General features: G+C 64.6%; 21 protein-coding genes. 11 read left to right on the top strand and 10 right to left on the bottom strand.

Annotated features, from left to right (window positions below):
- Positions 1-153: 153 nt before the first annotated feature.
- Positions 154-696, bottom strand: coding sequence for a CBS domain-containing protein (locus EGD98_RS04960; RefSeq protein ID WP_220587240.1), 543 nt, complete (start codon positions 694-696; stop codon positions 154-156).
- A 125-nt stretch (positions 697-821) separates the two neighbouring features.
- Complete coding sequence (locus EGD98_RS04955; protein WP_220587239.1) at positions 822-1,190, bottom strand: DUF555 domain-containing protein; 369 nt, start codon at positions 1,188-1,190, stop codon at positions 822-824.
- Between the two features lie 275 nt (positions 1,191-1,465).
- Here EGD98_RS04955 and EGD98_RS04950 point away from each other — a divergent pair, with 275 nt between their 5' ends.
- The 5 genes from EGD98_RS04950 to EGD98_RS04930 all read left to right on the top strand — a co-directional run bounded on the left by EGD98_RS04950 (position 1,466) and on the right by EGD98_RS04930 (position 5,481).
- Entirely contained in the window at positions 1,466-1,636 is a 171-nt protein-coding gene (locus tag EGD98_RS04950; RefSeq protein WP_220587238.1) for a hypothetical protein, read from the top strand.
- A 132-nt stretch (positions 1,637-1,768) separates the two neighbouring features.
- Positions 1,769-2,485: an archaeal proteasome endopeptidase complex subunit beta gene (gene psmB, locus EGD98_RS04945; protein WP_220587237.1), complete on the top strand. Its 717-nt coding sequence runs from the start codon at positions 1,769-1,771 to the stop codon at positions 2,483-2,485.
- Positions 2,486-2,846: 361 nt separating this feature from the next.
- Positions 2,847-4,205: a phosphohexomutase domain-containing protein gene (locus EGD98_RS04940; RefSeq protein WP_220587236.1), complete on the top strand. Its 1,359-nt coding sequence runs from the start codon at positions 2,847-2,849 to the stop codon at positions 4,203-4,205.
- A gap of 59 nt (positions 4,206-4,264) precedes the next feature.
- Entirely contained in the window at positions 4,265-4,660 is a 396-nt protein-coding gene (gene cdd, locus EGD98_RS04935; RefSeq protein ID WP_220587235.1) for a cytidine deaminase, read from the top strand.
- Positions 4,657-5,481 carry a nucleoside phosphorylase gene (locus tag EGD98_RS04930; protein WP_220587234.1) on the top strand — a complete coding sequence of 275 codons (825 nt, stop codon included), beginning with the start codon at positions 4,657-4,659 and terminating at the stop codon, positions 5,479-5,481. The genes cdd and EGD98_RS04930 overlap by 4 nt, the downstream gene beginning before the upstream one ends.
- Before the next feature lie 22 nt (positions 5,482-5,503).
- Here the strand turns inward: EGD98_RS04930 and EGD98_RS04925 are convergent, their stop codons facing one another.
- From EGD98_RS04925 to EGD98_RS04915, 3 genes are all read right to left on the bottom strand, one after another.
- Positions 5,504-6,028, bottom strand: a complete 525-nt coding sequence (locus EGD98_RS04925) for a GNAT family N-acetyltransferase (RefSeq protein WP_220587233.1) — start codon at positions 6,026-6,028, stop codon at positions 5,504-5,506.
- Between the two features lie 375 nt (positions 6,029-6,403).
- The gene (locus tag EGD98_RS04920) at positions 6,404-7,567 is read right to left on the bottom strand and encodes an NAD(P)/FAD-dependent oxidoreductase (RefSeq protein WP_220587232.1); all 1,164 of its coding nucleotides are present in this window, start codon (positions 7,565-7,567) and stop codon (positions 6,404-6,406) included.
- A gap of 107 nt (positions 7,568-7,674) precedes the next feature.
- Entirely contained in the window at positions 7,675-8,208 is a 534-nt protein-coding gene (locus EGD98_RS04915; protein WP_220587231.1) for an HTH domain-containing protein, read from the bottom strand.
- A gap of 125 nt (positions 8,209-8,333) precedes the next feature.
- Here EGD98_RS04915 and EGD98_RS04910 point away from each other — a divergent pair, with 125 nt between their 5' ends.
- Both EGD98_RS04910 and rocF read left to right on the top strand, forming a co-directional pair.
- Entirely contained in the window at positions 8,334-9,254 is a 921-nt protein-coding gene (locus tag EGD98_RS04910; RefSeq protein ID WP_220587230.1) for an NAD-dependent epimerase/dehydratase family protein, read from the top strand.
- A 39-nt stretch (positions 9,255-9,293) separates the two neighbouring features.
- Positions 9,294-10,202: an arginase gene (rocF, locus tag EGD98_RS04905; protein WP_220587229.1), complete on the top strand. Its 909-nt coding sequence runs from the start codon at positions 9,294-9,296 to the stop codon at positions 10,200-10,202.
- On the opposite strand, the gene EGD98_RS04900 is transcribed toward rocF, so the two are convergent.
- Genes EGD98_RS04900 through gyrB form a run of 3 tightly spaced genes read right to left on the bottom strand, consistent with a single transcriptional unit; the run spans position 10,199 to position 15,397 of the window.
- A complete protein-coding gene (locus EGD98_RS04900) occupies positions 10,199-10,981 on the bottom strand; it encodes a glycerophosphodiester phosphodiesterase (RefSeq protein WP_328762047.1) in 783 nt (260 codons plus the stop codon). The two genes, rocF and EGD98_RS04900, sit on opposite strands and share 4 nt — an antisense overlap.
- 4 nt (positions 10,982-10,985) lie before the next feature.
- Entirely contained in the window at positions 10,986-13,472 is a 2,487-nt protein-coding gene (gene gyrA / locus EGD98_RS04895; RefSeq protein WP_220587228.1) for a DNA gyrase subunit A, read from the bottom strand.
- The gene (gene gyrB / locus EGD98_RS04890) at positions 13,469-15,397 is read right to left on the bottom strand and encodes a DNA topoisomerase (ATP-hydrolyzing) subunit B (protein ID WP_220587227.1); all 1,929 of its coding nucleotides are present in this window, start codon (positions 15,395-15,397) and stop codon (positions 13,469-13,471) included. The genes gyrA and gyrB overlap by 4 nt, the downstream gene beginning before the upstream one ends.
- A gap of 242 nt (positions 15,398-15,639) precedes the next feature.
- Between gyrB and EGD98_RS04885 the strand changes: the two genes are divergently transcribed.
- From EGD98_RS04885 to EGD98_RS04875, 3 genes are all read left to right on the top strand, one after another.
- Positions 15,640-18,054, top strand: a complete 2,415-nt coding sequence (locus EGD98_RS04885) for a DNA topoisomerase VI subunit B (protein ID WP_220587226.1) — start codon at positions 15,640-15,642, stop codon at positions 18,052-18,054.
- Between the two features lie 2 nt (positions 18,055-18,056).
- The gene (locus EGD98_RS04880) at positions 18,057-19,160 is read left to right on the top strand and encodes a DNA topoisomerase IV subunit A (protein ID WP_220587225.1); all 1,104 of its coding nucleotides are present in this window, start codon (positions 18,057-18,059) and stop codon (positions 19,158-19,160) included.
- Positions 19,161-19,222: 62 nt separating this feature from the next.
- Entirely contained in the window at positions 19,223-19,384 is a 162-nt protein-coding gene (locus EGD98_RS04875) for a hypothetical protein (RefSeq protein WP_220587224.1), read from the top strand.
- 40 nt (positions 19,385-19,424) lie between these two features.
- Here EGD98_RS04875 and EGD98_RS04870 read toward each other — a convergent pair whose 3' ends face one another.
- Entirely contained in the window at positions 19,425-19,784 is a 360-nt protein-coding gene (locus EGD98_RS04870) for a DUF7344 domain-containing protein (protein ID WP_220587223.1), read from the bottom strand.
- A 241-nt stretch (positions 19,785-20,025) separates the two neighbouring features.
- Complete coding sequence (locus tag EGD98_RS04865; protein WP_220587222.1) at positions 20,026-20,772, bottom strand: MBL fold metallo-hydrolase; 747 nt, start codon at positions 20,770-20,772, stop codon at positions 20,026-20,028.
- A 134-nt stretch (positions 20,773-20,906) separates the two neighbouring features.
- Between EGD98_RS04865 and EGD98_RS04860 the strand changes: the two genes are divergently transcribed.
- A complete protein-coding gene (locus tag EGD98_RS04860; RefSeq protein ID WP_220587221.1) occupies positions 20,907-21,605 on the top strand; it encodes a helix-turn-helix domain-containing protein in 699 nt (232 codons plus the stop codon).
- Positions 21,606-21,638 lie beyond the last annotated feature (33 nt).

Genomic DNA, 21,638 nt, shown 5'->3' with positions numbered 1-21,638 from the left:
CGGCCTTCAGATGAGTATCCAGTGGACTCTCTGATATAGTCACAGATAATATCATTCGCGTATCCCCGTATTATAGTTGCGACACGGGTTTTCGGGGGAGTAGCCGCCTACTGTCCGAATGAGAGAACCACACCCATACGCCGGGTGGTTCGCTCAACTGACGGTTCGAGCGATATCGGCCTCGGTGATGACGCCGACGGTCCGGCCGTCCTCGACGACCATCACCGCCGCGTTATGGTTGAGATAGGCGTCGACCTCGTCGATGGTGGCGTCGGGTTCGACGGTGGCGATGGATTCGTGCATCACCTCGGCGACGGGGAGTTCGCCGACGTTCTCCTCCGGGCGCTGGCGGATGTCGGAGTTGCCGATGAGCCCTTGCGGTGAGCCGTCGCGGATGACGGGCACCTGAGAGTACCCTTTCTCGTCCATCAGTTCCTTGCTCTGATGGACCGAATCGTCAGGCGCCACGCTCACTACAGGAGAGTTCATCACGTCACGGGCACGGATGATGCCGCCCTCGGCTTCCTCCAGTGCGTTGACGATGCGGCGCAGAGTCGAGAGGCGCGGGTCCACGTCACCGCCTTCTATGCGGGCGATGAGCGGCTGTGAGACGTCGGCGTGTTCGGCCAGCTCGCTCTGAGTGAGCTCCAGTTCGTTTCGGCGCTCCCGCAGGTCCTCGGGCGTCGGCAAGTCCATAGTACGCCATAACTCTGGGTAATTAAAAAACCCCGGGTAACCACAGTCAGCCGAACTGGTGGAAAGCCATCTCGGATAGGCTGCCCGCCGGGTCGGCGTCTCGGTAACCACTACGCCAATCCGTCTCAGGCTTCGGCTTCGGCGTCGTCGTCTTCCTCGGTCTCGAACACTTCGATGACTTTCAGTGGGACGTCTCGCAGAGCGCCACCGACCTCGCTTTTCGCGATGCGCTGGGCGTGCTCGACGGATTCAGCGTTGAAGATATCTATCTCCAGGACCAGGCCTACGAGGGCGGTGTCAGCAGCGATAAACGCCGAGTCGAACGGCTCACCACAGGCCGGACAGCCCGTCGCGCCGACTTCGACCTCGACGTAGTCCATGTCGGACTCGTTGAGGCGCTTGCCCGCTTCGCTGACGGCGACGCCGATAGCATCGTCGATATCCTCTACGTCACGGACCAACCAGGCGGCTTCCATCGCCACGAGATAGTTCATAGTTCAGTTCAGGAAGGCTGGCTACTCGTTAGTTGCGGTTCGCGGACGCCGCGCACGTCACGGTTACTATATCTATAACTTATGAGAAGTAGGGACCAACCTTGTCGCCGAGTTACGCCCCGACCCCGACGAAGGCCTGTTTCAGTTGCCCCAGCTACAACTCAGACTGAATCGCAAGACTGCGGCGCCTTCATCCCTCACGAACTATCGGACACACGCCAGTATGGGCCCGAATAGTTATATACTGGGTTGGCCCAGGGAGGAGTGAAGCGATAATGGCTGCCCGACTGCACACCGCAACGATATTCGCACTGTACCAGCTCACCCTGCTCGCCGGCATCGTCCTGCTGCCGGTGGCGATGGTCACCGAGCGACTCGGCCTTCGCCTCCCCATCGACCGCGCCGTCGACGGGCTCAACCAGGCCTACGACCAGTCCCGGAAGTGATACAGATTGTTGTAGTCTCGTCCCGGTATTGCCGACCCACGGTCGGCCAATCACCGTGACACAGCTACAACAATCCGTATATGCAGCCACGTCACCACAGTTTTATCAGCGCCCGACTGCTACCGGGCGGTAATGAACGAGCCGAACTCACCGCTCTCCCAGCCACCGACAGCCGACCGGTTCCAGACGGACCCCTACGAGCCGGAGGTCGGGTCCTTGCCCGACCGCTCAGGCCAGGAGACCGAGAAAGTTAACAAGACCGGGACGACCACCATCGGCATCACGACCAGCGAGGGCGTCGTCATCGCTACCGATATGCGAGCCTCGCTGGGCGGTCGGTTCGTCTCCAACAAGAACGTCCAGAAGGTAGAGCAGATCCACCCGAACGCCGCGCTGACTCTCGTCGGTAGCGTCGGCGGCGCCCAGTCCTTTATCCGCTCGCTGCGCGCCGAGGTCAACCTCTACGAGGCCCGTCGCGGCGAGGACATGAGCATGCAGGCCCTCTCGACGCTGGCCGGGAACTTCGCCCGCGGTGGTCCCTTCTTCGCTATCAACCCAATCCTCGGCGGTGTCGACGAGGACGGCCACCACGTCTACTCCATCGATCCCGCCGGCGGCGTCATGCAGGACGATTACACGGTGACGGGCTCGGGCCTCACCGTCGCCTACGGGACCCTGGAGGACCGCTACGAGGACGACATGACCAACGAGGAAGCCAAAGAAGTCGCCGCCGCCGCCATCAACGCCGCCGCCGAACGTGACACCGGCTCGGGCAACGGTATCTACCTGGCCGACGTGACGAGCGAGGGCGTGGATATCAACGGCTACGACTTCGACGAGCTCATCTAGACCACTTTTTACTTCGTCGGGTTTCCTCGGGCCTCCGGCCCTGCGGGAACAGCGTGGCGGCTTCGCCGCCACGTCATACGGTTGCGGGCCACAGGCCCGCAACCCGCTCCTCGCAAAAACTTGGGGAAAAACCGCCGGACTCGCTACGCGAGTCCGGTGAAACGGCGCTCGCTATCGCTCGCGCCGTATGCTCACCACAGCAGACAGCCACACCCTCCCCAGCCGACTCCGTTGCTCGGCTCGTAATACTCGCCTGCGCTACTCATCCCTCGCACAGTATCGTCGCGCCACGGGGGCGCGACAGCGCGCGCCGGGCTACCTGAGCCGGGAGAACTAAACAGCGAGAAATCGCAATAGAGGTATGGAACTGTTCGGAACGGCCGGAATTCGCGGCGGGGTCGACGAGCGGGTCACACCCGAACTGGCGCTGTCGGTCGGACGAGCGGCGGGGCAGGACGGCGAGGAGTTCGTCGTGGGCTACGACGGGCGGGTCACGTCGCCGGCGCTCGCCGACGCCGTGGCCTCGGGACTGGAAAGTACCGGTGTGCAAGTGAGCCGGGTCGGGCAGGTCCCGACGCCCGCGCTGGCGTACGCCTCGCGGGGCCGCCGGGGCGTGATGGTGACCGCGAGTCACAATCCGCCGACGGACAACGGGCTGAAACTGTTCGTCGACGGCCAGGAGTACGACGACGAGGCCGAGGCGGCTATCGAACGTCGGGTCGAGGACGGAGTCGCACCGTCGCCGTGGGACGCGTGGGGCGACTCCCTCACCGAAGCTGTGCTGCCGGCGTACCGGGGTGCTGTTGTCGAGTACGCCCGCGGGTTCGGGGCCGACCCCGACCGCCTGACCGTCGCTGTGGACTGTGGCAACGGGATGGCCAGTGTCGGGACGCCACGAGTCCTGCGAGCCCTCGGCGCGGACGTCGTCTCGACCGAGGCCAACGTCGACGGTCACTTCCCGGCCAGAGAGAGCAAACCCACGCCGGAGACGCTGGAGCAGTTCAGCGGGTTCGTGGCCGACACGACCGCCGACCTGGGGTTCGCACACGACGGCGACGCCGACCGCATCGTCGTTCTCGACAGTGACGGCGCTATCGTCCACGAGGACACCGTACTGGCGATGCTGGCCGAACAGTACACCGCCGCGACGACCGTCGACGACCCCGTGGTCGTGACGACGCCAAACGCCTCCGGCCGCATCGACGAGCGCGTCGAAGCCGCTGGTGGGCGCATCGAGCGGGTCCGCCTGGGCGCGTTGCACGAGGGCATCGCTCGGGTGCGAGCGGCGGCGATGAGCGGCACCGAGGTCGTCTTCGCTGCCGAGCCCTGGAAGCACATCCACCCCGCGTTCGGCGGGTGGATAGACGGCGTCGCGAGCGCGGCCGTCCTCACGCGGCTGATCGCAGCCGAGGGGCTGGCAACGCGCCGCGCCGCGATAACGGAACGGCCCTACCGGAAGGTGAGTGTCGACTGTCCCGACGCCCGCAAGCCCGCGGTGATGGCGGCCCTAGAGACCGAACTCCCCGGCGCGTTTCCGGAGAGCGACGTCGCCACCGACCACGGCGTGCGCCTCACCTATCCCGACGATTCGTGGGCGCTCGTCCGACCGAGCGGCACCGAGCCCTACGTTCGCATCTACGCCGAGAGCGACGAGGTCGAGACGCTCGTCACGGACGTGCGAGCGGTCGTCGAATCGGCGGTCGAGTCCGCGGGGTCGTAGCAGTCGGCCCGATAGTCCGACGGCGGTGGGTATTTCCCCCCGCCGCGCGAGGCCGGGGTATGGACGACCTGCTGGAGGCGGCCCGCGATGCCGCCGAGGCGGCCTACGCGCCCTACTCCGAGTATCGCGTCGGCGCCGCTATCGAGACTGCCGACGGAACCGTCTACACGGGCTGTAACGTCGAGAACGCGAACTACTCGAACAGCCTCCACGCCGAGGAGGTCGCCGTCGGGACTGCGGTCAGCGAGGGCCACCACTCGTTCGCCCGGCTGGCGGTGAGCTCGGCGAAACGGGACGGTGTCACGCCCTGTGGGATGTGTCGACAGACGCTCTCGGAGTTTTGCGACGAAGACTTTCGCATCCTCACCGAGGGTGACGGAGGCGAGGAACCGACCGAATACACGCTGGGCGAACTGTTGCCAACCACCATCACGAAGGAACACGTCGACCCATGACCGGCGACAGCGAGGACCCCAACGACGAGGTGCAGTACCACCTCGAGGTCGGGCCCGGGGACGTGGCACCCAGCGTCTTGCTCCCCGGTGACCCCGAGCGGGTCGAGACCATCGTCGACGACTGGGAAGCCCACGAGATTCGGGGCGACCATCGGGAGTACCGCACCGCGACCGGAAGCCACGAGGGGACGCCAATCTCGGTCACGTCGACGGGTATCGGCTCTCCCTCAGCCGCTATCGCCGTCGAGGAGTTGGCCCGCGTCGGCGCTGACACCCTCCTCCGGGTGGGCTCCTGTGGGAGCATCGTTCCCGAGGCCGCCGTCGGCGACCTCGTCATCACCACGGGCGCGGTGCGACAGGAGGGCACCAGCAAGGAGTACGTCCGTGAGGACTACCCGGCGAGCGCGGACCACAGAGTGGTCTCTGCGCTGGTCGCCGCCGCCGAGGAACTGGGCTACGACTACCATCTGGGCACCACCTGCTCGACCGACAGCTTCTATGCCGGCCAGTCCCGCCCGGGCTTCGACGGCTTCGAAGCCCGGGACAGCGAGGCGAACATCGACGAACTCCGCGAGGCCGGCGTCGTCAACTTCGAGATGGAGGCCGCCAGCATCCTCACGCTCGCGGGCATCTACGGGCTGCGAGCCGGGGCGGTCTGTACGGTCTATGCCAACCGCGAGACGGGCGAATTTCGGACGGAGGGAGAATCGAAAGCCGCCAAATGTGCCAGCCTCGCGGTCACCTATCTGGAAAAGATGGACGAGGCGGTGGAAGCGTCTAATAGCGACCACTGGCACGCCGGGCTGAGCATCGAGCGGTAATGAGCCATCGCGGTCGCCAGTGTTAGCGTTCGATAGACTGCTGATACAGCACCATCTCCAGTGTCTCCTCCTCGCTTCCGACGGATATCCGCGACTGACACTCGAACCCGAGCCGCTCGTAGAACCCACGGGCACGGTCGTTCTCAGCCCCCGTGTCCAAGACGAAGCGCCGGTACCCGTCGTCGCGGGCCCGTTCCACGAGCGTACGATACATCGCAGTGCCGTAGCCACGGCCCTGCCAGTCGGGGTCGACACGCATCCGCGTGAGTTCTGCAGTGGTCCCGTCGATGTCGAGATACGCATCCTTCCACTCGTCTGGCGTCGTGTACGCCCCCATCGCGACGATGGTCTCCCCGTCGTGACCGACAAGAAACTCCCCGGCCGCATCGAGATAGTGGTCTTCGATAGCCTCGAGGTCCTCGTCAGGGAGGTCGGGCAGGTACTCGGGCGTTCCTCTCATCGCCCGGTCGTGGACCTCCCGAACTCGCTCGCCGTCACCGGGCTGGAAGCGACGGATATCGAACGCTTGCTGTCGCTCGTTCGTCATGTCTTCGGCGACTGCTGCCAATGGAAAAATTGTGGCGGTGCCGAGCTGGTATTGGGCCCCAACGTAACGCTGTCGGCCGGGAGTGGCCTCCGTGCCACGACCAACCGACAGAGCAAGCTCTGTCGAGCCTTCGTTCGCTTCGAGGTCGCTGTGCGACCTCGTTGCTCACGAAGACGGGGAAGGGCAGGCTGTCCGCTACCGAATTGAGATATCTGAAAGGCAGTTCGAAACCGGCGCTTCGGCGCCGGTCCTACCGCGGCGCGCGAACTACCGTTCCCCGAAGGCGCACGACAGGAGCACGCCGCGTTTTTCCCCAAGTTTTTGCCCGAGCGAGCGTCGCAACGCGACGCTCGCGACGGTGCAAAAAGTGGGGTCCTACATATCCGGCCACGCCTTCACGGCGCGACCGAGACCGGTGACGTCGTTGATCCAGCGCGTGGCGATGCCCTTCTTGAGCACCTTCGCCGGGAGGCCGCCGAAGGTGTCGATGGGCATCCCCATCACGTCGTGAGCGACCGCTTTCTCGCCGACGGAGATGACCGTCCCCTTGTCCTTGTGGGTCCAGGTCTTCAGGGGCTGGTCACGGACCGCGCGGGCGAGGTTCTCGCCGGCGACCTCGGCGGCCTGCCAGGCGGCCTGGGCCGTGGGCGGGGCCGGGTTCTCGCCGGGCTGGTCGATGAGCGCGCAGTCACCGATGGCGAAGACGCGCTCGTTCGTCGTCTGGAAGTCGCCCTCGGAGTGGATGCGGTGGTTGCGCTCGTCTTTCTCGAGGTCGACGTCTCGAACACAATCACGGCCGGTGATACCGCCGGTCCAGATGAGGACGTCGTAGTCGAGTTCGTCCTCGTCGCCGATGTAGACGGTCTCTTCGTCGACCTCACCGATGAACTCGCCCGTCTCGATGTTGACATCACGCTCCTCGAGGCGCTTGCGCAGCGCGCCCTGGAGTTCGGGGTCGTTGCCGGGGAATATCTCGTCGAGTCCCTCCACGAGGTGGATATCGATGGGCGCGCGGTGGTCGTCGCGGAACTCGGCAATCTCACCGCAGGTCTGGATACCGGAGAGGCCGGCACCGCCGACGACGACCTGCGCGGGGTCGCTCTGGGAGGCCTCGCGGGCAGCCTCCTGAACGGCGTCGTGGATGCCCAGCGCGTCGTCGAGACTCTTGAGCGTGTGGGCGTACTCTTTGAGGCCTTCGATGCCGAAGAAGGCGGTCTTCGAGCCCAGACCGACGAGCAGGTAGTCGTAGTCGACGCCGTCGCGGTTGTCGAGTTCGACGACGCGGTCGTCGGTGTCGATGCCGGTGACGGTGTCCTGGATGAACTCGGTCGTCGGCTGTTTGATCTCGTGGACAGGAATGGAAACCTTGTCCTGGATGGACGGGTCCCGAATACAGCGGTGGGACTCGTGGAGGACGAGGTGATAATCCACGTCGGCAATCCAGGTGACGTCGGCGTCACCGTTCAGTTCGTCTTCGAGGCTCTTGATGGCGCCTGCACCGGCATACCCAGCGCCGAGTACGACGACCTTGTCGGTCATAGGGGGACGTCCGGACGGGGATGATACAAAGGCTACGGATTCGCCGTTAGAGCGGTGAAAAATCGTGGAAGATGGGAGCGACAGTGAGTCGGCCTCGAGAGCGGAGACTAGTGTTCGGGCTCGCCGGCCGGCGCTCGCATATCGTCTATCTTGAGAATGAGCTTGTTGCTCGTGTCGTCTTTGCCCTGCAGCGTCCCGATAATCTGGAGTTTCGAGAGGGGTGTCGGCCCGACAGTGACGTCGTCACCCTCGTGAAAGCCCGTGATAGAACCCTGCAGCTGGATCTCGGCGCGGCACTGCTCGGGGTGGTGGACACTGGTCAGGTCTATCTCCTCGACGTTGGCGTGTTCGACCAGTTCACCGTTGTGGCGCAGCGGGACCTCGGCAGCCTGGTCCATCTCCTGAATCTGGAGCGTGTCGTAGGCAGTCGCGGTCGGCTTGTAGCCGCCCTTCGGGCCGGGGACGCCCTCGACCAGCTGGAGCGCTTTCAGGCTCTGCATCTGGTTTCGGATGGTTCCTGGGTTGCGGTCTACTTTCTCGGCGATATCCTCGCCTTTGACGGCGCTCTCGCTCTCGCGGTACAGGTTTACCAGCTCCTGCAGAATGTTTTTTTGGCTGGGTGTCAGCTCGATTGAAGACATAATCCTTCGTTCGGTACAGCCGCCCTTAAAAGCGACGGTGGTCCCAACCGGGGAACGACTGGTCCTCAGCGATGGCCAGATAGAGAACGACATCATTTTCACTGGCCCCCCGAGAGTCCACCAGTATGAATGGAGCACGCGTGCTAGTCACCGGTGGCGGCGGGTTCATCGGGTCCAACCTGGCGAACCATCTCGCTGCCGATAACGACGTTATCGCGCTGGACGACGGCTATCTCGGGACGCCGGAGAACGTAAACGCGGACGTGGAGTATGTCGAGGGGAGTGTCCTGGACGATGACCTGCCGACGGACGTGGACGTCGTCTTTCACCTGGCAGCGCTGTCTTCCTACGCGATGCACGAGGAGAACCCGACCAAAGGGGCCCGGGTCAACGTCGAAGGGTTCGTCAACGTGGTCGAACAGGCCCGTGAGGACGGCTGTGACACCGTCGTCTACGCCTCCACGTCGTCTATCTACGGTGACCGAACTGAGCCGTCGCCCGAGGATATGCCGGTGTCGGTCAACACCGGCTACGAGGCCTCGAAGCTCGCCCGTGAGCGCTACGCCGAGTACTTCCACAACCACTACGGACTCTCGATGGCCGGGATGCGATTCTTCTCGGTGTATCAGGGTATGGAAGAGGGCGCCGAGTCACACAAGGGCGACTACGCGAACCTCATCGCCCAGTTCGCCGACGACGTCGCCAACGGTCGCCGCCCGGAGATATGGGGCGACGGGACCCAGACACGTGATTTCACACACGTCGACGATATCGTCCGCGGCCTCGAACTGGCCGCCGACCACGAACTGACCGGCATCTACAATCTGGGGACCGGCGAGCAGTATAGCCTCAACACGCTCGTCGACCGCATCAACGAGGCCCTCGGAACGGACGTCGAGCCGGTCTATGAAGACAACCCTATCCCCGAAGACGTCTACGTCCACGACACGATGGCCGACTCGACGAAGATTCGCGAAGCGACCGGCTGGGCGCCCGAGATATCCTTCGACGACGGCGTCGAGATGGTCTGTTCGCAGTACGAGTAGCGGGGGAGGATTTTATCGGTTCGGTGCGTAGGTAGGAGTATGGACGTCCGCGTGCTCGGCGTACCGATGGATTTGGGAGCGGACCGCCGCGGTGTCGATATGGGACCGTCGGCCATCAGATACGCTGGCCTCGCGGACCAGCTGGAAGCTATCGGGACCAGCTGTACCGACGGCGGTGATATCTCGGTGCCTAGACCCGAAGAACGCGACCCGGACGCCGCCGGGTTCGACGGCGGTCGCGCGAAGTTTCACCGTGAGACGAGAGAGGTCTGTACCGACGTTAGAGATGCTGTCAGTCGGGCCGTCGACAGCGGCGAGACACCGCTGGTGCTGGGCGGCGACCACTCCATCGCCATCGGCTCCGTCGCGGGCGCAGCGGCGTCAGAGGAGTCACTCGGCGTCGTCTGGTTCGACGCCCACGGCGATTTCAACACGCCGGCGACGACACCGAGCGGGAACATCCATGGAATGGCGCTCTCGGCCGTCCTCGGCCACGCCGCCTTCGGTGGCGAGGGGTGGGGTCACGTACCGGCCGTCCGCGAAGAGAACGTCGCGCTGGTGGGTCTGCGGGACGTCGACGACAAGGAACGAGAGTTGCTTCGGGAGAGCGACGTCGCCGTCTACACCATGTCGGATATCGACGCCCGCGGCGTGCCGGCGGTCACAGAGGAGGCGCTGGGGCGAGCGACCGAGGGGACCGACGGGCTGCACGTCTCGCTCGACCTCGACTGGCTCGACCCCACGGAGGCACCGGGCGTCGGCACGCCCGTCCGGGGCGGCGTCTCCTACCGGGAGGCCCACAGCGCGATGGAAGCCGTCGCCGACCATCGCGACCGGCTCTGTTCGCTCGACCTCGTCGAGGTGAACCCAATCCTCGACGACCACAACCAGACCGCCGAACTCGCCTGCGAGCTAGCCGCCAGCGCCTTCGGGAAGCGGGTGCTCTAGAGTTCCTCGAGCAGGCCGGGGTAGTCGGCGATGATGCCGTCGGCGCCGGCCTCTATCGCGTCTCTGGCGTCCAGCCACGTCCGGACCGTCCAGGCGTTACAGGCTGTGCCGAGATCGTCAGCGGTGGCAGCCAGCCCGGGGTCGCCCTGGAGCATCTCGACCGGCGGGTGAATCGCGTCTACGTCGTAGCGCCGGGCGAGGGTCTCGCCTGCCTCGGCGCAGTTCGGCGCGACCAGAACAGCGGCCCGGTCGGTCGACGCCGAGTCGTCGAGCGCGGCCAGCGCCCCTTCGCAGAACGACGAGAACAGCACGTCGTGGTCGAAGCGGTCGGTGACGGAAAGCACGGACTCGACGAACGGCTCCCAGCGACGGCGGGCCTGGCGTCTCGGGGCACCGCCGAGGGCCTCTCCGGGCCGAACGTCGTCGCTCCCCGGATTCTTCAGTTCGACGTTGACAGTGACGGTCTCGGGAACCGCCGACAGCACGTCGGAGAGCAGCGGGATGGGATCTCCGGTGCCGAGTACCCGCGCCGCGGTCACTTTCTCGGTCGGCTGTTCCCAGACCACGCCAGCGGCGTCGGTGAGTCCGCGGGCCGAGTCGCCGTCGCTCCCGTCCAGCCGCCGGTCGTGGAAGACGACGACGTCGCCGTCAGCGGTCGGCTGGACGTCTATCTCGACGGCGTCGGCACCGTCGGCGACCGCACCGCGCATGGCTGGGACGGTGTTCTCGGGATATTTTCCGGCAAAGCCGCGATGCGCGAAAACCGTCGGGATGGTCACGGTGTTACTGTTCGTCGGTGTCAGCAGCGTCGGTGGCCTCCGCGGCGTCGCCGCCGTCGGCCGGTACCACCGTCACACTCGCCACCGCGTCGCCATCCTCCAGTTCCATGATGGTGACGCCCATCGTGTTCCGACCGACCTGTGAGATATCGCCCGACCGGATGCGCATAATCTGGCCGCGTTCGGACATGATGACGAGGTCGTCGTCCTCGGTGACGGCCTTGGCCGTGCAGGCGCGGCCGTTGCGCTCGTCGGTCTTGATGTCGATGAGCCCCTGGCCGTAGCGGGACTGTGGGCGGTACTCCGAGAGCCGGGTTCGCTTTCCGTAGCCGTTCTTCGTGACCGTCAGCAGCGACCGCGGGTCCGCATCGGTTGTCGCGACCATCGCGGCCACGCGGTCGTCGTCCTGGAGTTTGATGCCGTGGACGCCGCGCGCGGAGCGGCCCATCTCGCTGACCTCGCTCTCGTCGAAGCGGATGGTCATCCCCTGTTCGGTCGCGATGACGAGGTCGCCGGTGCCGTCGGTGACGTCCACGTCGACGAGTTCGTCGCCGTCCTCGAGTTTCGCGGCTCGGATGCCGGTCGAGAGGATGTTCTCGAACTGGTCACAGCAGGTCCGCTTGACGTAGCCCTGGTGGGTGACCATCGTGATACACTCGTCGTCGTCGAAGTCGTCCGTCGAGACGACGGCGGTAAGTTCCTCCTCGGCGTCCAGGTCGATGAGGTTGATAGCGGACTTCCCGCGGGCGGTCCGGGACATCTCGGGGATTTCGTAGGTCTTCAGCCGGTAGACCTGGCCCTGGTTGGTGAAACAGAGCAGGTAGTCGTGGCTGTTCGCGCGGAAGACCTTCGAGACGCGGTCGCCCTCCTTGGGGTCGGCGCCGATGATGCCCTTCCCGCCGCGGTTCTGGGGCTCGAAGTCACCGACGGTCATCCGCTTTATGTAGTCGTCCTCGGTGATGACGACGACACAGTCTTCTTCGGGGATGAGGTCCTCGTGAGTGACCTGGCCCTCGTCCTCGATGATGGAGGTCCGGCGGTCGTCGTCGTACTCGTCTTTCATCTCCTGGAGTTCGTCGACGATGACCGAGTCGAGTTTCTCGGCGCTGGCGAGGACGGATTCGAGGTAGTCGATGGTGTCCTGGACGTCCTCGTACTCCTCCTCGATTTCGGCCGCTTCCATCGAGGTGAGCGAGCCCAGCTGCATCCGGACGATGTGGGCCGCCTGCTCCTCAGAGAAGTCAAAGTGGTCGTGCAGTCCAGCGCGGGCGGCGTCGCGGTCCTCGCTGTTGCGGATGAGTTCGACCACGTCCTCGACGTTTTCGAGGGCTTTCAGCCGGCCTTCGAGGATGTGTGCGCGGTCCTCGGCCTCCTGAAGGTCGTGCTCGGAGCGCCGACGGACGACCTCGCGGCGGTGGTCGACGTAGTGTTGTAGCGTCTCCTTCAGCGAGAGCACCTTCGGCTGGCCGTCGACCAGCGAGAGGTTGATGACGCCGAAGGTGGACTCTAAGTGGTGGTCCAGCAGCCGGTTCTCGACCACGTCGACGTTGGCGCCGCGCTTGAGTTCGACGACGACACGGACACCGTTGCGGTCGGACTCGTCGCGCAGGTCCGAGATGCCCTCTATCTTGCCCTCGTTGACGTCGTCGGCGATGCGCTCTACGACGCGGGCCTTGTTCTCCTGGTAGGGCAGCTCGGAGATGACGATACGGCCTTCCTCGCGGTCGACCTCGTACTCGGCGCGGACTCTGAGGCGGCCACGGCCCGTCGCGTAGGCCGAATAGATGGCGTCGCGGCCGACGATGTTCCCGCCGGTCGGGAAGTCCGGGCCCTTGACGTGTTCCATCAGGTCCTCGACGGTCGCGTCGGGATTCTGGATGAGATGGGTCGTCGCGTCGACGAGTTCGCCGAGGTTGTGTGGTGGGATGTTCGTCGACATCCCGACGGCGATACCCGACGAGCCGTTCAGCAGCAGACTCGGAACCTTCGCCGGGAGGACGTCGGGCTCTTGCAGGCGGTCGTCGTAGTTACTGGAGAAGTTGACGGTATCCTTCTCGATGTCCGCGAGTAGCTCCTCGGCGATGGGGGCCATCCGGGCCTCCGTATACCGCATGGCGGCAGCCGGGTCGCCGTCCATCGAGCCGAAGTTCCCCTGGCCGTCGACCAGCGGATAGCGCATCGAGAAGTCCTGGGCCATCCGGACGAGCGTGTCGTAGATGGCGCTGTCCCCGTGGGGGTGGTAGTCACCCATCGTCTCGCCGACGATGGAGGAGGACTTCCGGTGAGCGGTGTTCGAGGAGACGCCCATCTCGTGCATCGCATAGAGGATGCGCCGGTGGACGGGTTTCAGCCCGTCCCGCACGTCGGGCAGGGCCCGACCCGCGATGACCGACATCGCGTAGTCGATGTAGGACTGCTCCATCTCGTCCTCGATACGGACGTGCTTGACCCGGTCTGCGGGTGCGTCGGGGTCCGGTACGTCCGAGCTCATATATCCACCCACTCAGCTTCCGGCGAATGTTCCTTGATGAACTCCTTGCGGGGCTCGACGGCGTCGCCCATCAGGACGTTGAACATCTTGTCCGCGGCGGCGGCGTCCTCGATGGTAATCTGTTTGAGAATCCGGTTGTCCGGGTCCATCGTGGTCTCCCAGAGCTGTTCGGGGTTCATCTCCCCGAGCCCTTTGAACCGCTGGACCTGGGTCGGATTGCCGTCACATTTTTCGGCGACGATTCGGTCCCGTTCTTCCTCGGTCATCGCGTCGTAGGTGTTGCCCCGATAGCGAACGCGGTAGAGCGGGGGCTGGGAGGCGTAGACGTAGCCCGCTTCGATGAGCGGTTTCATGTGGCGGTAGAGCAGCGTAAGCAACAGCGTGCGGATGTGGGCGCCGTCGACGTCGGCGTCCGTCATCATGATTATCTTCTCGTAGCGCAGGTCCTCGATGTCGAACTCGTCGCCGATTCCAGTACCGAGGGCCGTAATCAGATTGCGAATCTCGTTGTTCTCCAGAATCCGGTCCAGTCGGTGTTTCTCGACGTTCAGAATCTTCCCCTTGATGGGGAGGATAGCCTGGAACTCGGGGTTACGGCCCTGTTTGGCGCTCCCGCCCGCGGAGTCGCCCTCCACGACGAACAGCTCGGCGTCTTCGGGGTCGCGTGTCTGGCAGTCGGCCAGTTTGCCGGGCAGCGCCGTCGAGTCGAGTGCCGACTTCCGACGGGTGAGCTCCTCGGCTTTCTTCGCGGCCTTGCGGGCTTTGGCGGCCTCGACGGCCTTGCCGACGATTGCTTCGGCGGTGTCGGGGTTCTCCTCGAAGAACGTCGAGAGTCCATCGTGCATCGCGGACTCGACGATGCCCCGGACCTCGCTGTTGCCCAGCTTGGTCTTGGTCTGGCCCTCGAACTGTGGGTCGGGGTGTTTCACGGAGATAACTGCGGTCAACCCCTCGCGGATGTCGTCGCCCTTGAGGGTGTCGTCTAAGTCTTTCAGCAGTCCGTTGTCGGTCGCGTAGTCGTTGACCACGCGTGTAAGCGAGGTCTTGAACCCGGTGAGGTGGTCCCCACCCTCGCGTGTGTTGATGTTGTTGGCGAAGGCGTGGATGGAGCCCTGCAGGTCGTCGGTTCCCTGCATGGCGATTTCGACCTGGACGACCCCCTCCGGAATCTCTGCCTCGTCCTCGAAGTAGATGACGTCGCGGTGGAGCGGCTCTTTCGTCTCGTTGAGATACTCGACGAACTCCCTGATACCACCCTCGTACTCGAATCGCTCGCTATTGCCGTCGCGTTCGTCCTCGATGCCGATTGCGACCCCGGAGTTGAGGAAGGCGAGTTCACGCAGTCGCGATTCGAGCGTCGAGAACGTGAAATCGCCGGTCTCGAATATCTCGTCGTCGGGCCAGAACCGCACTGTCGTCCCGGTCTCCTCGTCCGGTTCGAGGTCACGAACCTTCTTGAGGTCGTACTCGGGCTCGCCGTGGTCGAAGCGCATCTTCCACAGCGCGCCGTCGCGTTTGACCTCGACTTCGAGCCACTTCGAGAGGGCGTTGACGACGCTGACCCCGACGCCGTGCAGCCCGCCCGAGACCTGGTAGGACTTGTTGTCGAACTTCCCCCCGGCGTGGAGGATGGTCATCACGACCTCGACGGCCGGGCGGCCGTGCTCTTCGTGTTCGTCCACGGGGATGCCCCGGCCGTCGTCGCTGACGGAGACGCTCCCGTCGTCGTGGATAGTCACGTCGATAGTGTCACAGTACCCGGCGAGGGCCTCGTCGATAGCGTTGTCGACCACTTCGTAGACGAGATGGTGGAGACCCCGAGCGTCGGTCGATCCGATGTACATCGCCGGCCGTTTCCGGACGGCTTCTAACCCTTCCAGGGTCTGGATCGACTTTGCGCCGTACTCTTCAGACTCTCCTGACATAGGAACTGATTCCTCATAGTAGATGCGGGGTGATAAAGGTCCCGCACGCGCGTGCGCAAGTTGGAAAAATAACGCCCCGTCAGTCGAATAGAAGTCCCCGATTACCGTCTTATTTCTGAGGGCCTGGGCCGTAACGAACGAAGACCGGAACGGCGGGAGCCGGTCGTCGTTCACGCTCCCCGTTCAGTTTCACCGTGGTGGCGATTACCTTTTAACCCCGACGGCGGTACCTACCCTACGAAATGACATCGTTTCAGTCGCAACTCGGCGACGGGGAGGGCATCGCCGAGGAGCTGGCCCAGTCCCAGCGGGCCATCTCCATCGCCGAGTTCTTCGAGAAGAACAAGCACATGCTCGGCTTCGACTCGGGTGCGAGGGCGCTGGTCACCGCCGTCAAGGAGGCAGTCGACAACGCCTTAGACGCCTGCGAGGAGGCGGGTATCCTGCCCGATATCTACGTCGAGATACAGGAGGCCGGCGACTACTACCGCCTCATCGTCGAGGACAACGGCCCCGGCATCACCAAGGAGCAACTCCCGAAGATTTTCGGGAAGCTCCTCTATGGCTCCCGGTTCCACGCCCGCGAGCAGAACCGCGGCCAGCAGGGTATCGGTATCTCCGCGGCGGTCCTCTACTCGCAGCTCACCTCCGGCAAGCCCGCCAAGATTACGTCCCGCCCCAAGGGGCAGGCCGACGCCCAGTACTTCGAACTCATCGTCGACACCGACACGAACGAACCCGAGATAAGCGTCGACGAGACCACCTCCTGGGAACGGCCCCACGGCACCCGCATCGAACTGGAGATGGAGGCCAACATGCGGGCCCGGTCGAGTCTGCAGGACTACATCCAGGACACCGCGGTCGTCAACCCACACGCCCGAATCGAGTTCATGGAACCGGGTCTCGACGAATCGCTGAAGTTCGAGCGCGTCGAGGGCGCATCGCTTCCGGCCGAGACCGAGGAGATTCGGCCCCACCCTCACGGCGTCGAACTCGGGACGCTCCTGAAGATGCTGGAGGCCACCGATTCGTACTCGATTTCGGGGTTCATGCAGGGCGAGTTCACCCGTGTCGGCCAGAAGACGGCCGACAGCGTCATCGCGAACTTCAACGACCGCCACTTCGGTCGCGGGATGGCCTGGTCACCGCCCGCGAGCCACGAGGACGCCGATATCGCGGCGGCCGTCGAGGACGCCGTCGCGAACAAGGGCGCGACCGCCACCGCGGCCTTTGCCGACGCGGTCACCGACGCTATCGAAGACCGCGGCCGTGTCGCCCACCACGACATCGTCGCAATCGTCGACGAGGCAGCCGACGAGGCCGAAGCCGACCACGACAAGACGTTCGGCTCCGCAGTCCGAGCGAACGCCGTCGAAGCCGCCTGGACTGCCGTCACCGCCGAGCAGTCGAGCGATCTCTACGAACTGGTCGACGCTGCGACCACAGTACGAAAGGACGACGCCGCCGTCGAGGGACTCGCCTCGCGGCTGGCCGAGAAGTTCGCTGACCCCTCGACGGCCGAGGACAACGACGAAGGTCGCCACCGCCTGACCCGCGACGAGTTCCGCGAGTACGTCGACCGTGCCGCGGACATGACCGAAGAGCACGACGACGTGACCTTCGGCGAGACGGCCCGGGAGAACATCACCGACGAGCTGTGGGACGTCGCCGGTCGCGTGCCGGACGACCCGCCCAAGGTCACCGACGTGGCGGGCGACCGCGACACGGCCAGTCAGCTCCTGACGGCGATGCGCGAGACCGACATCATCGCGCCGCCGACGGACTGTCTGGCCCCCATCACGGACGAGCTGGTCGAGTCCGGCCTCCGCAAGGAGTACGACGCCGACTTCTACGCCGCCTCCACTCGGGACGCGGCGGTCCACGGCGGCGACCCGTTCATCGTCGAGGCCGGCATCGCCTACGGCGGGGACCTCCCCGCCGAGGGGTCCGTGGAGGTACGGCGCTTCGCAAACCGCGTCCCGCTGGTCTACCAGCGCGGGGCGTGTGCCACGACGGACGTGGTCAAGAACATCAACTGGCGCAACTACAACCTGGACCAGCCCGGCGGCTCCGGCATCCCGAACGGGCCAGCGGTCATCATGGTCCACGTCGCGTCGACGAACGTCCCCTTCACCAGCGAATCCAAGGACGCCATCGCGAACGTCCCCGAGATGGAAGACGAGATAGAGCTCGCCATCCGGGAGGCAGCCCGCGAACTCAAGAGCTACCTGAACAAGCGCCAGTCGATGCAACAGCGCCGGGAGAAACAGGACAAGCTGGCGACCATCCTCCCGGAGATGGCCGAGAAGCTCACCGAGGTCACGGAAAGCGAGGAGCTGAACATCGACGACTCGCTGGCCCGCATCATGAACAACGTCCTCGTCGAACGGGTTGTCGAGGACGGAACGGTGCGGCTGGTGGTCGAGAACAACGACGACACCAACGCCGAACTCGACGTGACCGACATCGTCACCGTCGAGCCCGAAGACACCAACGGCGCACAGGTCGTCGAGATGGACGGCGAGTGGTTCGTTAAGTGGTCGCCGACGGTGGCGGCCGGCGAGAAAGCGGTACTGGAGTATAGCGTGGACGAATCGGCCGACTTTACCGTCTCGGTCGACGGCATCGAGGACGAGAAACTGACGGTGGACGCCTGACAATGAGTTCAGAGACCAAGACACAGGAAGAGGTTGCCCGCGAGAAGCTCATCGACCTCGCCGAGGAGTTCTACGACCAGTTTGCCGAAGGGGACGTGCCGACGATGTCCATCCCGACGCGGACCAAATCGAACATCGAGTACGACGAGGACATGAACGTCTGGGTGTACGGGGACCGCAAGTCGACCCGGTCGGCCAAGACCGTCTCCGGCGCCGAGAAGCTGCTCAAAGCCACGTACGCCATCGATTTCCTCGCCCAGCAACTGGAAGAGGACCGTTCGTCGACCCTGCGTGAACTGTACTACCTCTCGGAGTCGTGGGACCTAGAGGAGGCACAGTTCAACAGCCAGGACGAGTCAAACGACCTCATCGAGGACTTAGAAATCGTCTCCGACGTGACCCGCGAGGACTTCCACATGCGCCCCGAGGAGTCCGGCGCGACCATCATGGGCCCGCTGAAGCTCCGCGAGCAGACCCGCCGCGGTGAGCGGGAGATACACTGCCAGAAGGACGTGGGCGAAGGCGGCTACCAGATTCCGAACAACCCAGACACCATCGAGTTCCTGGAGAACGACGCCGACTTCGTCCTCTGCGTGGAGACCGGTGGGATGCGCGACCGGCTCGTCGAGAACGGCTTCGACGAGGAGTACAACGTCATCGTCGTCCACCTCAAGGGCCAGCCGGCGCGGGCGACCCGCCGCATCACCAAACGGCTCCACGACGAATTGGAACTCCCGGTGACGGTCTTTACTGACGGGGACCCCTGGTCGTACCGTATCTACGGCTCGGTCGCCTACGGCTCTATCAAGTCGGCGCATCTCTCGGAGCACCTGGCGACGCCCGAGGCGCAGTTCATCGGTATCCGACCGGCCGACATCGTGGAGTACGACCTCCCGACGGACCCACTGTCCGATTCGGACATCAACGCGCTGGAATCGGAGCTCGAGGACCCACGCTTCCAGACGGAGTTCTGGAAAGAGCAGATCGAGCTCCAGCTCGACATCGGGAAGAAAGCCGAACAGCAGGCGCTGGCCTCCCGTGGGCTCGACTTCGTGACTGATACGTACCTCCCGGAACGTCTCACTGAGATGGGCGTCATCCAATAGGTCTGACGGCCAATTTCGGCGGCTCCAAACGTGTTTTACGCTGCCACTCCGTAGCTGGGCGTATGCCAGTCATGTCGAGCGACGACTTCTCCCTGCACCGGGAGGACTGCGGGGAGTTCGACGACGGGATGCCCATCTCCTCGTTTCCCGACGAGGTCTCTTCTATCGACGACTTAGACTGTGAGTGCTGGAGCGAGTTCGAGTCGCTCACAGAGGTGTCGTGAGTCTGCTGTCCGTTGTCCAGGAAAGGGACGACAGACCCGTTCAGCAGCAGTTTGCGAGCATCAGCTCTCGTTCTTCCTGGAGGAGCCCGTCCAGTGACAGGTCGGTCGGCGTCGGCTCGCCCACGTCGTAACGGACGTGTCTCGAGTCGAACGTGACGAGGCCGGCCGTTTCGAGTTTCGGGAGATGCGTGTGGTAGAGCGACAGTTTCACGTCCTCGACAGCGGGTGGAGTTGCGTCCGCCGGTGAATCACTCTCCTCCCATGCTGCGAGACGCTTTGCCAGCGAGTCCATCGGCACGTCGCCATCTGTCTCGTCGAGGGTACCGAGAACGAAGCGGCGACGACGGTGGCTGAGCAGTTCGAGTAGCTCGGAGAGAGTAAGTTCGTCGGCGACGGGCATTGGGCTAATTTCGGACAGCAGACATAATAGTTTTGCTGCCAAGAATGTTCAATAAGTTGGGTATTGGGAATATATTCGAGTTTTCAGTTATTTTCCGAATCAGAGTTGCATATGTAGTCTAAATTCCCTACATGTTAATAAATATGGCAGAGTACAAGCTGTCGTCGGGTTCCGGGCGCGACAGAGACAGCGCTGTCCCGGGGGTGGCGGTACTCGAACACTACTATCTCGACAGGGCCGGCTACTGTTCGTCCAGCACGACCGGGACGCCGCGTTTCGCGACGTCCTCGGCGAACGCTCCCGAATCGGCTTCGAGCGCCTCGAACGTGTTGTAGTGAATCGGGAGGACGAGGTCGGGGTCCATCGCCTCGGCGAGGTCGGCGGCGTCGTGACGGTCCATCGTGAAGCTGCTCGCGATGGAGGGACAGAACAGCGAGACGTCCAGTTCCGCGTGGCCATCGAGGACGTCGGTGTCACCGGGCCAGAACACCCGTGTGTCGTCGAGCGCGAGGAGGAAGCCACAGCCGATACCCTTCGGGTGGATGGGGCTGCCGTCGGCGCGAACGTTCGGGCCGTCCTCGCGGTTGTACGCCGGCATCGTCCAGATGGGGACGCCGTCGACGAGGAGCTCCGCTTCCATCGACACCGTTCGGACGTCGTAGTCGAGGTCCGCGAACCGGTCGAGGTCGCGGTCGGTCGCGTGGACGTTGATGCCGTCGAACGCGACGACCGTGGCGTCCTCGCTGGCCACACGGCGGATGCCGTCCGGGTCGTAGTGGTGGACGTGGGTCACACAGACGATGTCACCGTCCCGGGGCGCGTAGTCCCGTGCCGGCGGATGCCCGACGCCAGGAGTGTCCGGCTCCCACTCGCCGGTGAGCACGCCGTAGCGGCCGGGGTCGAGATAGACGACGGTGTCGTCGCTCGCCAGGCGAAGCGTCGCGTAGCCGAGCCACTCCGCGGTGATGCCGTCGTGACGGATGGTCATACCCACCGTTGTGCCAGCGCCGAGTTACGACTGTCGGTCCCCACGACCCGACGGGCCGTCGGTGTCGCGGGGCCGGCACCAGCGTCGCTACCGGAGTTCGACCGATATATCAGTGTCAGCACTGAGTCGCCCCTATGGGTCTCGTCGCCGAGTTCGATATCGCCTGCGAAGCGCTCCCGCTGGTCGGCGTCGCAGCCGCGAGACCGACGGCGACGCTCGTACTGGAACTGCAGTACAACCACGGGAACCGACCACGGTTTCTGGTCACCGTCACCGGCGACCCCGACGGGTCGGTCGAGTCGGCCTTCGATAGCGCTCACGACGTCGACCACTGGACGCTCGTCGGCCGGGCTGGCGACACCCGCCACTACCAGCTCCGTCCGGCACTGAGTTTCGAGGAACAGCTGGGCGCCCACCTCGAGGACCTCGACGGACTGGAACAGCTCGCGACGGCCGACGCTATCGTCGAGCGAATCGAGGTGACCGCCGACGGCTGGCGACAGACCGGCTGGTTCGCCGACCGGGCGGCCTTCGACCAGTTCAGGGCGTTCTGGCAGCAGGAAGACCGGTTTACGCTCCGCCGACTCACCGAGGACGGCGACCCGGAGCCACCGGGCGAGGGGCTGACCGACCGCCAGCGCGAGGCGCTTCGGACGGCCTACGCGATGGGCTACTTCGACATTCCCCGTGCGGCGTCGCTCGCGGCGGTCGCCGCGGAACTGTCGCTGTCTCCGTCGGCGCTGTCCGAACGCCTCCGGCGTGCCCAGACGGAGCTCATCGAGGAGACGGTCGCGCGGACGTGGTCGCCGCTGCCCGCTGGGGAGAGTACTTAAACGGCCGGAGTATTGCGAGTCAGGGCCTTTCCT

Origin of the sequence: Haloarcula salinisoli (genome assembly GCF_019599405.1) — an archaeon.
Classification (GTDB): domain Archaea; phylum Halobacteriota; class Halobacteria; order Halobacteriales; family Haloarculaceae; genus Haloarcula; species Haloarcula salinisoli.
This window is presented reverse-complemented; position numbering and strand designations above follow the sequence as displayed.

Excerpts from the sequence above, each read along its gene's own strand:
- psmB (WP_220587237.1), top strand. The coding sequence starts at position 1,769 with ATGAACGAGCCGAACTCACCGCTCTCCCAGCCACCGACAGCCGACCGG.
- gyrB (WP_220587227.1), bottom strand. The coding sequence starts at position 15,397 with ATGTCAGGAGAGTCTGAAGAGTACGGCGCAAAGTCGATCCAGACCCTG.
- EGD98_RS04885 (WP_220587226.1), top strand. The coding sequence starts at position 15,640 with ATGACATCGTTTCAGTCGCAACTCGGCGACGGGGAGGGCATCGCCGAG.
- rocF (WP_220587229.1), top strand. The coding sequence starts at position 9,294 with ATGGACGTCCGCGTGCTCGGCGTACCGATGGATTTGGGAGCGGACCGC.
- EGD98_RS04925 (WP_220587233.1), bottom strand. The coding sequence starts at position 6,028 with ATGACGAACGAGCGACAGCAAGCGTTCGATATCCGTCGCTTCCAGCCC.
- EGD98_RS04865 (WP_220587222.1), bottom strand. The coding sequence starts at position 20,772 with ATGACCATCCGTCACGACGGCATCACCGCGGAGTGGCTCGGCTACGCG.
- EGD98_RS04960 (WP_220587240.1), bottom strand. The coding sequence starts at position 696 with ATGGACTTGCCGACGCCCGAGGACCTGCGGGAGCGCCGAAACGAACTG.
- EGD98_RS04860 (WP_220587221.1), top strand. The coding sequence starts at position 20,907 with ATGGGTCTCGTCGCCGAGTTCGATATCGCCTGCGAAGCGCTCCCGCTG.
- EGD98_RS04950 (WP_220587238.1), top strand. The coding sequence starts at position 1,466 with ATGGCTGCCCGACTGCACACCGCAACGATATTCGCACTGTACCAGCTC.
- EGD98_RS04920 (WP_220587232.1), bottom strand. The coding sequence starts at position 7,567 with ATGACCGACAAGGTCGTCGTACTCGGCGCTGGGTATGCCGGTGCAGGC.
- EGD98_RS04955 (WP_220587239.1), bottom strand. The coding sequence starts at position 1,190 with ATGAACTATCTCGTGGCGATGGAAGCCGCCTGGTTGGTCCGTGACGTA.
- gyrA (WP_220587228.1), bottom strand. The coding sequence starts at position 13,472 with ATGAGCTCGGACGTACCGGACCCCGACGCACCCGCAGACCGGGTCAAG.
- EGD98_RS04880 (WP_220587225.1), top strand. The coding sequence starts at position 18,057 with ATGAGTTCAGAGACCAAGACACAGGAAGAGGTTGCCCGCGAGAAGCTC.
- EGD98_RS04915 (WP_220587231.1), bottom strand. The coding sequence starts at position 8,208 with ATGTCTTCAATCGAGCTGACACCCAGCCAAAAAAACATTCTGCAGGAG.
- EGD98_RS04930 (WP_220587234.1), top strand. The coding sequence starts at position 4,657 with ATGACCGGCGACAGCGAGGACCCCAACGACGAGGTGCAGTACCACCTC.
- EGD98_RS04870 (WP_220587223.1), bottom strand. The coding sequence starts at position 19,784 with ATGCCCGTCGCCGACGAACTTACTCTCTCCGAGCTACTCGAACTGCTC.
- EGD98_RS04875 (WP_220587224.1), top strand. The coding sequence starts at position 19,223 with ATGCCAGTCATGTCGAGCGACGACTTCTCCCTGCACCGGGAGGACTGC.
- EGD98_RS04910 (WP_220587230.1), top strand. The coding sequence starts at position 8,334 with ATGAATGGAGCACGCGTGCTAGTCACCGGTGGCGGCGGGTTCATCGGG.
- EGD98_RS04940 (WP_220587236.1), top strand. The coding sequence starts at position 2,847 with ATGGAACTGTTCGGAACGGCCGGAATTCGCGGCGGGGTCGACGAGCGG.
- cdd (WP_220587235.1), top strand. The coding sequence starts at position 4,265 with ATGGACGACCTGCTGGAGGCGGCCCGCGATGCCGCCGAGGCGGCCTAC.